Origin of the sequence: Pseudomonas bharatica (assembly GCF_048586865.1) — a bacterium.
GTDB lineage: Bacteria > Pseudomonadota > Gammaproteobacteria > Pseudomonadales > Pseudomonadaceae > Aquipseudomonas > Aquipseudomonas bharatica.
This window is the reverse complement of sequence record NZ_JBMAWR010000035.1, coordinates 1-12,588: the sequence shown is the minus strand read 5'-3', so window position 1 is coordinate 12,588 and position 12,588 is coordinate 1. Positions and strand designations below refer to the sequence as shown.

At 64.5% G+C, this 12,588-nt stretch carries 11 protein-coding genes; 8 read left to right on the top strand and 3 right to left on the bottom strand.

Annotation, left to right across the window (positions count from 1 at the left end; genetic code table 11):
* Positions 1-55 precede the first annotated feature (55 nt).
* From zwf to ACKLLE_RS25710, 3 genes are read left to right on the top strand one after another with little or no spacing between them, the layout of a single operon-like run.
* Positions 56-1,528 carry a glucose-6-phosphate dehydrogenase gene (zwf, locus tag ACKLLE_RS25720; RefSeq protein WP_420059422.1) on the top strand — a complete coding sequence of 491 codons (1,473 nt, stop codon included), beginning with the start codon at positions 56-58 and terminating at the stop codon, positions 1,526-1,528.
* Positions 1,515-2,228, top strand: a complete 714-nt coding sequence (gene pgl, locus ACKLLE_RS25715) for a 6-phosphogluconolactonase (protein WP_420059421.1) — start codon at positions 1,515-1,517, stop codon at positions 2,226-2,228. Before zwf ends, pgl begins: the two co-directional genes overlap by 14 nt.
* Before the next feature lie 16 nt (positions 2,229-2,244).
* Positions 2,245-2,922, top strand: coding sequence for a bifunctional 4-hydroxy-2-oxoglutarate aldolase/2-dehydro-3-deoxy-phosphogluconate aldolase (locus ACKLLE_RS25710; RefSeq protein ID WP_420059420.1), 678 nt, complete (start codon positions 2,245-2,247; stop codon positions 2,920-2,922).
* 109 nt (positions 2,923-3,031) lie between these two features.
* On the opposite strand, the gene leuA is transcribed toward ACKLLE_RS25710, so the two are convergent.
* The 3 genes from leuA to xseA all read right to left on the bottom strand — a co-directional run bounded on the left by leuA (position 3,032) and on the right by xseA (position 7,241).
* Positions 3,032-4,708, bottom strand: coding sequence for a 2-isopropylmalate synthase (gene leuA / locus ACKLLE_RS25705; protein ID WP_064301672.1), 1,677 nt, complete (start codon positions 4,706-4,708; stop codon positions 3,032-3,034).
* 324 nt (positions 4,709-5,032) lie between these two features.
* Positions 5,033-5,857, bottom strand: a complete 825-nt coding sequence (locus ACKLLE_RS25700) for a peptidoglycan DD-metalloendopeptidase family protein (protein WP_064301673.1) — start codon at positions 5,855-5,857, stop codon at positions 5,033-5,035.
* Between the two features lie 4 nt (positions 5,858-5,861).
* On the bottom strand, positions 5,862-7,241 hold the full coding sequence (gene xseA, locus ACKLLE_RS25695) for an exodeoxyribonuclease VII large subunit (RefSeq protein WP_420059419.1): 1,380 nt from the start codon (positions 7,239-7,241) through the stop codon (positions 5,862-5,864).
* A 430-nt stretch (positions 7,242-7,671) separates the two neighbouring features.
* On the opposite strand from xseA, the gene ACKLLE_RS25690 reads away from it, so the two are divergent.
* The 5 genes from ACKLLE_RS25690 to ACKLLE_RS25670 are packed head-to-tail and all read left to right on the top strand — an operon-like array spanning position 7,672 to position 12,491.
* Positions 7,672-8,856: a LuxE/PaaK family acyltransferase gene (locus ACKLLE_RS25690; RefSeq protein ID WP_420059418.1), complete on the top strand. Its 1,185-nt coding sequence runs from the start codon at positions 7,672-7,674 to the stop codon at positions 8,854-8,856.
* A gap of 29 nt (positions 8,857-8,885) precedes the next feature.
* Positions 8,886-9,245: an iron-sulfur cluster assembly scaffold protein gene (locus ACKLLE_RS25685; protein ID WP_064301676.1), complete on the top strand. Its 360-nt coding sequence runs from the start codon at positions 8,886-8,888 to the stop codon at positions 9,243-9,245.
* Between the two features lie 11 nt (positions 9,246-9,256).
* Positions 9,257-10,447 carry a cysteine desulfurase family protein gene (locus ACKLLE_RS25680; RefSeq protein ID WP_064301677.1) on the top strand — a complete coding sequence of 397 codons (1,191 nt, stop codon included), beginning with the start codon at positions 9,257-9,259 and terminating at the stop codon, positions 10,445-10,447.
* Positions 10,444-12,150: a fatty acyl-AMP ligase gene (locus ACKLLE_RS25675; RefSeq protein WP_420059417.1), complete on the top strand. Its 1,707-nt coding sequence runs from the start codon at positions 10,444-10,446 to the stop codon at positions 12,148-12,150. Before ACKLLE_RS25680 ends, ACKLLE_RS25675 begins: the two co-directional genes overlap by 4 nt.
* Complete coding sequence (locus tag ACKLLE_RS25670) at positions 12,147-12,491, top strand: acyl carrier protein (RefSeq protein WP_420059416.1); 345 nt, start codon at positions 12,147-12,149, stop codon at positions 12,489-12,491. Before ACKLLE_RS25675 ends, ACKLLE_RS25670 begins: the two co-directional genes overlap by 4 nt.
* The last annotated feature ends 97 nt before the right edge of the window (positions 12,492-12,588 follow it).

Genomic DNA, 12,588 nt, shown 5'->3' with positions numbered 1-12,588 from the left:
ATATCCACGCTGGAACGCGATATTTCTACACGCACTCGGTAAAAGAACCTACATCATGTCTTCGATCAGTGTTGAGCCTTGCACCTTTGCCCTGTTCGGCGCCCTTGGCGACCTGGCCTTGCGCAAGCTGTTCCCGGCCCTCTACCAGCTCGACCGAGCCGGGCTGCTGCATGAGCGCACCCGCCTGCTGGCCCTGGCCCGCGAGCCCGGCAACGTGCAGGAGCACCTGGCCTCGATCGAAGCGCACCTGCACGAGTTCGTCGCGTCCGACACCCTGGACACCATGGTGTTGCAGCGTTTCCTTGGCCGCCTGAACTATCTGCATATGGACTTCCTCGACGCCCAGGCCTATCCGGCACTGGCCGCGCAGGTCACCCCCGAAGCGCCGCTGATCGCCTATTTCGCTACTCCGGCGGCGGTCTACGGAGGTATCTGCGAGAACCTGGCGAAGGTCGGCCTGGCCGAGCGTACCCGGGTGGTGCTGGAGAAGCCCATCGGCCATGACCTTGAGTCGTCGCGGCGGGTCAACGACGCGGTGGCGCAGTTCTTCCCGGAAAACCGCATCTATCGCATCGACCATTACCTGGGCAAGGAAACGGTGCAGAACCTGATCGCCCTGCGCTTTGCCAACAGCCTGTTCGAAACCCAGTGGAACCAGACCTCGATTTCCCATGTGGAAATCAGCGTCGCCGAGAAGGTCGGCATCGAGGGACGCTGGGGCTATTTCGACAAGGCCGGGCAACTGCGCGACATGATCCAGAACCACTTGCTGCAGTTGCTCTGCCTGATCGCCATGGACCCGCCCAGCGACCTGTCCGCCGACAGCATCCGCGACGAGAAGGTCAAGGTGCTCAAGGCCCTGGCGCCGATCACCGGCGAAGGCCTGGGCACCCGCGTGGTGCGCGGCCAGTACATCGCCGGGCACAGCGACGGGCGGGCGCTGCCGGGTTATCTCGATGAAGAGAACGCCAATACCCACAGCGACACCGAAACCTTCGTCGCCCTGCGCGCCGATATCCGCAACTGGCGCTGGGCCGGTGTGCCGTTCTACCTGCGCACGGGCAAGCGCATGCCGCAGAAACTGTCGCAGATCGTCATTCACTTCAAGGAACCGCAGCACTATATCTTCGCGGCGGAACAGCGTTTGCAGATCGGCAACAAGCTGATCATCCGCCTGCAGCCGGACGAGGGTATTTCCCTGCGGGTGATGACCAAGGAACAGGGCCTGGACAAGGGCATGCAACTGCGCAGCAGCCCGCTGCAATTGAATTTTTCCGACGGCAGCTTCCGCAGCGCACGGATTCCCGATGCCTACGAGCGGCTGCTGCTGGAGGTGATGCGCGGCAATCAGAACCTGTTCGTGCGCAAGGATGAAATCGAGTACGCGTGGAAATGGTGCGACCAGTTGATCGCCGGCTGGAAGCAATCCGGCGAAGCGCCCCGGCCCTATGCCGCGGGAACCTGGGGGCCGGTGGCGGCGGTGGCACTGATTACCCGCGATGGGAGGTCGTGGTATGGCGATATCTGAAATGCAGTGGCCGGCGACGGTCACGATCCATGAATTGAAAACCGCCGAGCAGCTTGCCCGGCAGTTGGCCGCGGACGTCGCCGCGCGCCTGCGCGCAGCGATTGCCGGGCAGGGCGGGGCGACCCTGGTAGTGTCTGGCGGGCGCAGCCCTGTTGCGTTTTTCCAGGCCCTGGCGCAAGAGGCGCTGGACTGGTCGAAGGTGACCGTCAGCCTCGCCGACGAGCGCTGGGTGCCGGTAGAGCATGCCGACAGCAACGAAGGTCTGTTGCGTCGCCATCTGCTTCAGGGCGAAGCGGCAAAGGCGCGCCTGGTCGGCCTCTATCACCAAGCCGCCAGCCTCGAGGCGGCCGCGCTGGCGGCCGACCAGGCGCTGTCCGAGCTGCCGCCGATCGATGTGCTGGTGCTGGGCATGGGCGATGACGGGCACACCGCTTCGCTGTTCCCGGACAGCCCCAATCTTGCCGAAGGCCTGCGCCGCGATGGCGAGCGCCGCTGCCTGCCGATGCTGGCGCCGAGCGTGCCGCACCAGCGCCTGAGCCTGACCCGGCGGCTGTTGGCCACGGCTGGCTTTACCGCCTTGTCCGTGCAAGGTTCCGGCAAACTCGCTACCCTGCGCGCCGCGCTGGCGGGCAACGAGCCGGCGCAGATGCCGATTCGCGCCTTTCTTCACGACCCTTTGAGCATCTACTGGTGCCCATGAGCCAAGGACCCCTGTCATGACCACGCTCGAACGCCCCACGCCATTGCCGACGATGGCCGACAAGATCGCCCGGATCGATGCGATCTGCGACCAGGCGCGCATCCTGCCGGTAATCACCATCGCCCGCGAGGCCGATATCCTGCCCCTGGCCGATGCCCTGGCCGCCGGTGGCATTCGCACCCTGGAAGTGACCCTGCGCTCCGAGCATGGCCTGAAGGCCATCAAGGTATTGCGTGAGCAGCGTCCGCAGCTGTGCATCGGCGCCGGTACCGTGCTGGACCGCGCCCAGTTCGAGGCGGTGGAAGCGGCGGGCGCGCAGTTCGTGGTCACCCCCGGCGTGACCCGGGAAATCCTCCAGGCCGGCGTCGAAAGCGATATCCCGCTGCTGCCGGGGATCAGCACGCCGTCGGAAATCATGATGGGCTACGCCCTCGGCTACCGGCGCTTCAAGCTGTTCCCGGCGGAAATCAGCGGCGGCATCGCGGCGATCAAGGCCTATGCCGGGCCCTTTGCCGATGTGCGTTTCTGCCCGACTGGCGGGGTTCGTCCGGATAACCTGCTCAGCTACATGGGCCTGCCCAACGTGATGTGCGTGGGTGGCACCTGGATGCTGGATAGCAGTTGGATCAGGAACGGCGACTGGGCCGCCGTGGAGAAGTGCAGCGCCGAGGCGATGGCGCTGCTCGAAGGATAAGTGGTTACGGCTGTTCGGGGCGCTTGGTCGGCGCCCCTTTTTTTTCACACGAAAAAAAGCCCGCCTTCGGGAGGCGGGCCTTGGTCGAGCAGCGAGCGTGCCTGGCGGCTTACGCTGCCTTGCTCGCCGCCTGCTGGGTCAGGGAGCGGTTCAGCGCGCTGAACAGGGCCTTGAAGCTGGCAGTGGTGATGTTTTCATCGATGCCCACCCCGTGCACCGGACGACCACCGGCCACGCGCAGTTCGATGTACGCCGCAGCCTTGGCATTGGTGCCGGCGCCGATGGCGTGTTCGTTGTAGTCCATGATCTCCACGGCAACCGGCAGGCCGGCGACCAGGGCTTCCAGGGCACCGTTGCCCTTGCCGCGCCAGTGCAGGGTGGTTTCGCCTTCGCCGGCGACTTCCACTTCCACGGCACTGTGGCCGTTTTCTTCCTGCAGGCGGTGGCTGACCAGTGCGTACGGCGCGTTGGCCTGGAGGTATTCGCGGTGCAGCAGGTTGTAGATCTGCTGGGCGGTCATTTCCAGGCCAAGACGGTCGGTTTCACCCTGGACCACCTGGCTGAACTCGATCTGCATGCGACGCGGCAGGCTGATGCCGTATTCCTGTTCCAGCAGGTAGGTGATACCGCCCTTGCCGGACTGGCTGTTGACGCGGATCACCGCCTCGTAGCTGCGGCCGATGTCGGCCGGGTCGATCGGCAGGTACGGCACTTCCCACAGGGCGTCTTCCTTCTGCTGGGCGAAGCCCTTGCGGATGGCGTCCTGGTGCGAGCCGGAGAATGCGGTGTGGACCAGGTCGCCGACATACGGGTGACGTGGGTGCACCGGCAACTGGTTGCATTCCTCGACCACCTTGCGCACGCCGTCGATGTCGGAGAAGTCCAGCTCGGGGTCGATGCCCTGGGTGTAGAGGTTCAGGGCCAGGGTCACCAGGTCGACGTTGCCGGTACGTTCGCCGTTGCCGAACAGGCAGCCTTCGGCACGGTCGGCGCCGGCCATCAGGCCCAGCTCGGTGGCGGCGATGCCGGTGCCGCGGTCGTTGTGGCAGTGCAGGCTGATGATCACGCTGTCACGGCGGTTGACGTTGCGGCAGAACCACTCGATCTGGTCGGCGTAGACGTTCGGCGTCGAGACTTCGACGGTAGCCGGCAGGTTGAGGATGATCTTGTGTTCCGGGGTCGGGTTCCACACCTCGATCACCGCGTCGCAGACTTCCTTGGCGAATTCCATTTCAGTCGCGCTGAAGGTCTCCGGCGAGTACTGGAAGGTCCACTGGGTTTCCGGCTGCTGGGCGGCGTACTTGACGAACAGCTTGGCCGCGTTCACCGCGATGTCCTTCACGCCTTGCTTGTCCTGGTTGAAGACGATGCGGCGGAACGACGGGCTGGTGGCGTTGTACAGGTGGACGATGGCCTTCTTCGCCCCGCGCAGGGATTCGAAGGTGCGCGAGATCAGGTCTTCGCGGGCCTGGGTCAGGACCTGGATGGTGGTGTCGTCAGGGATGTGGCCGTCTTCGATCAGGGTGCGGACGAAGTCGAAATCGGTCTGCGAGGCGGACGGGAAGGCCGCTTCGATTTCCTTCACGCCCACGCTGACCAGGGTCTTCCAGAAGCGCAGTTTCTTTTCCGAATCCATCGGCTCGATCAGCGACTGGTTACCGTCGCGCAGATCGGAGCTGCACCAGATCGGCGCCTGGGTGATGGTCTTCGACGGCCAGGTACGGTCGGGCAGGTCGATGGTCGGGAAGGCGCGGTATTTCTTCGAAGGGTCTTTGAGCATGGACATGGGAGCAATCCTTTTGATGCGGCCTGGAACGGGCCTGCCGGAAACATGGAATCTTGGAATGGGCGAGGCGACGCGATTCAGCTTGGTAGTCGTGCACTGACCAGGCAAAGGCTGCGGTGTTGGCGGAGGCGGATGAGGGTTTCAAAGGTTTTCATGCCCTCAACCCTAACCAGTGAGGTGAAAGATGGCAAGCACCTCGAAAAAATTGATAGAAATGTGCGGAATCTGCTTTTTACCGACATTTAATCGCGCATTCCAATCAAAAAGACCGCGTCGGTTGCGCGGTCTTTTTGATTGGCGCAAGAGCGCCGCCTGGCGGGTAGTTCAGGGTTGGAACGCACCGATGAAGATCGCCGGATCGACCCGCGCATCGTTCAGGCTGACGTTCCAGTGCATGTGCGGCCCGGTGGCCCGGCCGGTGGAGCCGACCTTGCCGATCACCGCCCCGCGGGTCAGCACCTGCCCGGGTTTCACATCGATCTTCGACAGGTGGCAGAACATGCTGATGAAACCCTGGCCATGATCGACGAACACCGTGTTGCCATTGAAGAAATAGCTGCCGGTGAGGATCACCTTGCCGTTGGCCGGGGTCTTGACCGGCGTGCCGGCGGGCACGGCGAAGTCCAGGCCGGAATGCGGATTGCGTTCTTCGCCATTGAAGAAACGGCGCACGCCGAAGCGGCTGGACAGCGGGCCGCTGACCGGCTTGTCGAGGATCAGGTTGCTCGGCGTACCGGGGCTGAAGCTGCGGTAGGCCTTGATCTGCTCGGCCAGCTCGGCGTCGATGCGCTTGAGGTCGGCCGGGTTCGGGTTGACCTGGCGCTGGTTCTTCAAGGTGATGTGCTGTTCCTGGTACTTCTTGCTGCCAACGTTGAAGGTCAGGGTGCGGTTGCCCTGGGTGATGCGGGCAACGCCGGGCTTCTGGGTCAGGGGAATGCCGACGATGGCCAGCCAGTTGTCCTGCTCCTTCACCACCAGTACCGGCTTGCCGTCGAAGCGCGCACTCGGCGCTTGGGCCGAGGGCCCGAGGTCGATCACCGCCACACCGCCGGGTACCGGTTTGTTCAACTGGCGAGTGATGTAGCTGGCATGGGCGCTGCCGGCGAAGGTCAGGCACAGCAGGAGAAAGGCGCAAAGCAGTCGTGGCATGGGTTCAGTCCAGAAGGGAAAGCGTGACCGGGGTCTGGTGGTTGTCCTCGACCCGCACCAGCAACTCGCCTTCGCCGAGGCGGGCTTTGAGACGCTGGCCATTGTTCGTTTGCGCGGCGCTGCGAATCGCCTGGCCGCGTTCGTCGAGCAGGATGCTGTAGCCGCGACCGAGGGTGGCCAGGGGGCTGACCACTTCGAGCATCTGCACCTGGGCCTGGAGCTGCTGGCGGCGATCCTTCAGGGTGTCGCGCATGGCCCGGGGCAGGCGCGCGGACAGGTTGTCCAGGCGCTGCTTGAGCAGCGCCAGGGTACGTCCCGGATGCTGCGCGGCAAGGCGCGTGTCGAGACGGGCCAGGCGTTCGCGGCGCTGGTTCAGGCGCTGCTCGAAGGCGCGGCGCAGGCGCATGTCCAGGTCATCGAGGCGCTGGGCCTGCTGGCGCAGGCGCTCGCCCGGATGACGCAGGCGCCGGCTGAGTCCGTCGAGGCGCAGGCGATCGTGCATCAGGCGGTTCTGCATGCGCAGCAACAGGCGCCGTTGCAGGCTTTCCAGGCGGCGTTGCAGGTCGCTGCTGTCGGGCGCCAGCAGCTCGGCGGCGGCCGACGGCGTCGGCGCGCGGACATCGGCGACGAAGTCACTGATCGAGACATCGGTTTCATGCCCCACTGCACTGACGATCGGCGTCACGCAGGCGGCGATGGCGCGGGCCACGGCTTCTTCGTTGAAGCACCAGAGGTCTTCCAGCGAACCGCCGCCCCGGGCCAGGATCAGCGCGTCGAAGCCCTGGGCATCGGCCTTCTGCAGGGCCCGGACGATCTGCCCGATGGCTTCGCGGCCTTGCACGGCGGTGGGCACCAGGTTCAGTTCGACCTGCGGGGCACGACGGCGGAACACGCTGATGATGTCGCGGATCACCGCGCCGGTGGGCGAGCTGATGATGCCGATGCGCTGCGGATGCGCCGGCAGCGAGCGCTTGCGTTCGGCAGCGAACAGGCCCTCGGCGCCGAGCTTTTCCTTGAGTGCCTCGAAGGCCAGGCGCAGGGCGCCGTCGCCGGCCGGCTCGACCGTGTCGAGGATCAACTGGTAGTCGCCACGGCCCTCGAACAGCGAGACCTTGCCGCGCACCTTCACCGCCAGCCCGTCACGCAAGGCCTGGCGGACCCGCGCCGCGTTATTGCGGAACAGCGCGCAGCGCACCTGGGCACCGCTGTCCTTGAGGGTGAAATACACATGGCCGGAGGCGGGGCGGGCGAGGTTGGATATCTCGCCCTCGACCCAGATGCTGCTGAAGACATCTTCCAGCAGCACGCGGGCGCGGCCGTTGAGTTGGCTGACGGTGAGCACTTCACGGTCGAGGCCGAGGCGTTCGAAAGGGTCTCTGATCATGGGCGGCACTATAAAGGATCGCGGGGCGAGGTGTCCTGTATTCGGGTGCGTAGGAGGCGTTCCGCCGACCTTGTAGAAAATACAGGGTTTCTTGTAGGTCACTGCTTGACTCTGTAGTCACTAGAGGGTTTATCGTGCCTCCATCGTAATACCCATGGATCGGCGAACCGACCCGGTTCGTATAACTCAACAAGGATGTTGATGAAATGAATACCCCCTCTGATTAGCCCTCGTTGATTATTCGAAGTCCTATGGCTTCGGGTAGTTGCCTGTTCGCTTGTACAACCGGACCTGTTTTATCAGGGCTGTCGTTGCGCTGACGGCCGGGCGCTGAAAAAGTTGATTTAAAAGATCGAACTTTCAATGTTCGGTCTGCGGTCCCCTGCGCTTGTCTGTTTTAAAACAACCATCAATGGAAATGAGGAACTTCATGAACAACAGCGATTTTTCTGCGGCCTTGAAAGAACTGGGTATCGACCCGTTGAAAGCCGCGGCCGCTTCGGTATCGGAACTTTATCGCTTGCCCCAGGCACGCCTAGATGAAATCAAGACTTCCCTGATCGTCGAGGCCTTCCGTTTTCATTACCGTAACAATGCCTATTATCGCCAGGCGTGCGAAAGCAAGGGCATCGATGAACATAGCATTGCAACGTATGAAGACCTGATCCGCATTCCGCTGGTGCCGATCGCCAAGTTCAAGTCCGCCAGCAGTCATGAGCTGCTGTCCAAACCGCTTGCCCGAATCGAACATGAAATGCGCAGCACCGGCACCAGCGGTATCCCGAGCATTTCCCGGCGCTGCCACGAGACCGTGGATGTCGCGGTGGTCGCCATCTATGCGATGTACCGCGAGTTCCTCGGGATCTCCAAGGGCGCCGGCCTGTATATCTGCCCGTCCACCGAGGAAATCCCGGAGATGGGCATGATCAAGGCGCTGAACATGCTTGCCGGGTTGCTGGACACCCACGAGTTCATGGTCAAGGAGGAGCGCTTCGTTCCGGAGCAGGCCATCGCCCGGCTCAAGGGCTGGGAAAACCAGTTCACCCGCCACATCATCGGCCCGCCGTTCCTGATCCACCGCCTGCTGCAGTTCCTCAAGCAGACCGGCCAGCGCCTGCAACTGGACCGCAGCAGCCGGGTCATTACCCTCGGCGGCTGGAAACGCTTTACCGGGCAGATGATCTCCCGTCGCGAATTCAACCTGATGTGCCAGGAGTACCTGGGCATCGACCCGGGCTCGGTGCGGGATATCTATGCGCTGGTGGAATCCAACGTCATGGCCATCGACGACGAGCACCAGGTCAAGCACGTCTCGCCCTACGTGCACTTCACCGTACGCGACATGAACGACCTGAGCCGTGAAGTGGCGCCCGGCGAAAAGGGCGTGCTGGGGATTCTCGACCCGCTGGCGCTGGCTACGCCGGGAATGATCCTGACCGAAGACATCGTGATCCTGCTGCCAGGCGAGAGCCCTTCGGGCCGCAGCGGCCAGCGCATGGAATATGTGATGCGCGCGCCGTCCTCGCTGGAGTTCGGTTGCTGCGCGGTGAACCTGGAAAAGACCATGGATGGACAAACGTCCGACGCAACGCCGGTGTGCCCGATCGCCAGTTGATAAATGTGGACCTCGCAAAAGGACATTGTATGTTCAACGATATTATCGTCAGGAACTTCTCCAACCCGCTGTATGCCGCCGAACTCGATGAACAGGCTGCAACTATCGAACTGGGCAACCCCGTATGCGGTGACCGTATTCGCGTGCAATTCGAAGTGGTCGAAAACTCGATTCGCAATGTTCGTTACCAGGCTTGGGGCTGTGCAACTTCCCTGGCCACCGGAAATATATTCTGCAGCGAAGTAGACGGCCGCTCGCTGGCGCATATCGACGCTATTACTCCAGCCGATATGCAACGGATGCTCGGCGAGATCGAACCGTCGCAACACCATTGCCTGGAAATGCTCAATTCACTCTTTGCCCGGCTACGGCACTACAACGCCGCCTGAGGAAGAACGGGATGTCGACTCTCGGTTATTTCGATTACAACGCCACCACGCCGATGTACAAGGAAGCTTCCCGCGCCCTGAGCGAAGCCCTGGATCATTTCGGCAATCCTTCGAGCGTCTATACGCTGGCCCGGCAGAACCGCAACGCTCTGGCCACGGCACGGCAACAGGTCGCCGGCCTGATGAACTGCGCGCCGGCCGAACTGACCTTCACCTCGGGAGGCACCGAGGCCAACAACTGGGCGATCAAGGGCGCCTTGCTCGCCTGCGGTGCCATCGGCCGCGTGGCCCGGCCGACCCATATCGTCATTTCGGCGATCGAGCATTCCTCGATCCTCGAGATCGCCGCCCATCTGGAGCGCTGCTTCGGTTTCGAAGTCACCCGCCTGGCACCGGACCGCGAAGGCCTGGTGAGTGCCGAGCGGGTGCGCCAGGCGCTGCGCGACGACACCCGGCTGGTCTCGATCATGCTGATGAACAACGAAGTCGGTACCTTGCAGCCGGTGGGCGACATCGCCCGGGTGCTGCATGGTCGGGGTATCCACTTCCATGTCGATGGCGTGCAGGCCGTGGGCAAGATCCCGGTGGACGTCCAGGCGCTGGGCATCGATAGCCTGTCGTTCGCCGGCCACAAGTTCTGCGGGCCCAAGGGCATCGGCGGCCTGTACCTGCGCAGTGGCGTGGTGCTCGAGCCGTTGCTGCATGGCGGCGGCCAGGAAGGCGGCCTGCGCGGCGGAACCGAGGCCTCGGCACTGGTCACGGCCATGGGCGTTGCCGCCGAGCTGGCCACGGCGGCCATGCCCGATACCATCGCGCGCATGGGCGCCTACCGTGCCCACCTGATCGAGCAATTGCAGCGGCGCATTCCCGGAGTGACCGTGCATGGTTCGGCAGACCCGACGAAACAGGCGCCCAACACCCTCAGCCTGTGCTTCGCGGGAATCCGTGCCGAGTCCCTGGCGGCACTGCTTGACCAGATGCACGGTATCCAGGTCTCGCTCGGTTCGGCCTGTTCCAGCAACAATGCCAAGTCCCTTTCCCATGTGCTGCTGGCCATGGGCCTGGACGAGGCGGCGATCCAGGCGACCCTGCGCGTCAGCCTCGGCCCGCTGACCTGCGAGCACAGCCTGGAGCGCTTCGTCGATGCCGTGGAGGCGGGCATCCGCATGCTGCGGCGGATCAGCGGGGAGGTGCCGGCATGATGGTTCTGGATCGCGCCGCCACCATCCTCGACTGCCTTGATCATTACGCGGCGACCCAGCCCGATGCCCCGGCCTACACCTTTATCGGCCACAAGGACGAGGATCGCCAGGTTCTCAGCTATGGCGAGTTGCAGCGGCGCGCCTGCGCCTATGCGGCGGTGCTGCAACAGGCCGGGTTGGCGCAGCGCAACGTGCTGCTGCTGTTCCCCACCGGGCTGGATTTCGTCATCGCGTTCTTCGCCTGCGCTTATGCGCAGGCGGTACCCATCCCGGCCAACCTGGCGCGCAACAGCCATCACTACACCCGGCTCGGGCAGATCGTGAAGAACGCCGGTGCGGTGGCGGTGCTGACCGTGGCGGAATTGCGCGCTTCGGTCGCCGAGGGCCTGGCCGCCGACCTGGCATTTCATTGCGAACCGCCGGCGTCGGCGAGCGCCAGCCCGGTGCTGGAGCGTCCGGGGCCCGAGCAGTTGGCCTTCATCCAGTACACCTCCGGCTCGACCGGGGTACCCAAGGGGGTAATGATCCGCCACGGCCAACTGATCGCCAACGAGCGCGCCATCCAGTCGGTCTCGCGCCTGGACGAAGGCTTCGTCGGCGCCGGCTGGCTCCCGCAATTCCACGATATGGGCCTGATCGGCGCGCTGTTGCAGCCGATTGCCCTGGGCGGTCATTACCTGTTCATGGCGCCGATGCACTTCCTGCAGCGGCCCCTGCGCTGGCTGAGCCTGCTCAGCCAAAGCCGGGCAGTGGCCACCGCTGCGCCGAACTTCGCCCTGGCCCTGTGCGTGCAGGCCGAAATGGACGAACGCAGCGCCGCGCAACTGGACCTGTCGGCCCTGCGCATCCTCTTCTGCGGGGCCGAGCCGGTGAGTGCCACGGTGCTTGAGCAGTTCGAGGCGAAGTTCGCCCGCTGTGGATTGCGCCCGGGGACGGTGGTGCCCTGCTACGGCCTGGCCGAGGCCACGCTGATCGTCTCCGGTGGCACTACGGCGGACGGGCTTCGAAGCCTCGATGTCGAGGGCAAGGCGCTGGTCAGTTGCGGGCCGGCGGTGCGCGATCACCGGGTCGCGATCGTCGATCCTGAAAGCCGCGCCGTGCTCGCCGACGGCCAGACCGGCGAGGTGTGGTTCGCCGGCCCCAGTGTCGCCGCAGGCTACTGGGCCAACGCCGAGGCCAGCGCCGCCACCTTCGCCGCCACCACGGCCTGTGGCCAGGGGCCGTGGATGCGCACCGGTGACCTGGGCTTGCTCCATGAGGGAGCCTTGTACATCGCCGGACGTATCAAGGAGCTGATCATCCTGCGCGGGCGCAATCTTCATCCCCACGACCTCGAGGCCAGCCTGCGCGAGGCCTTGCCGGCCTTGGCCAAGGCGGCCGTGGCGGTGTTCGCCGTGGAAGACGGCGGCCCGTCGCGGGTGGTCGCCTGCATCGAATTTCCACGGCGCGACCGCGCTGCCGCCGGGCTGGACTTCCCCCGGCTGTGCCGGGAGGCGCGGGCGGTGTTGATGAGCGCTCACGAGGTCCGCCTGGAGGGCATCGTTTTCCTCTACCAGGGCGGCATTCCCCGTACGTCCAGCGGCAAGGTGCAGCGCCACCTGTGTGCCGCCCGCTACCTCGACGGCAGCCTGGAGGACCATCGCCTGCTGCTTCATTCCACCCGCCTGTCCGCCCCGTCCTGCCTGGAGGCCATTGCGCCATGACTACCGAAACCACGCTTTGCGCCCCGATCCCTGACGCCTCCTGGGCCAGCGAAGACGGGCTGGCCGCTGTCAACGCCCTGATCAAGGGGCGTCTGCGCGATTACCTGAAGGTGCACCAACCGGACTTCGCCGAGGAGATCCACGACAACCTGTCGTTCGACTACATCGGCCTCGACTCGGTGGCCAGGGTCGAGCTGATCGCTGCGCTCGAACGGCACCTGGATATCGCCCTCGACCCGACCGCCGCCTATGACTTCGTCACCGTCGGAGCCCTGGCCCGCTTCGTGTGGTCCGAGCTGTCCGGCGAAGCCCTGGACCTGAAAGCCACCCTGGGGGTTTGAATGCTCGACTGTCTCGTAATCGGCGGCGGGCAATCGGGCCTGCTGTGCGGACATCTGCTCGGGCGGGGGGGGGGGGGCCCCCCCCCCCCCCGCCATA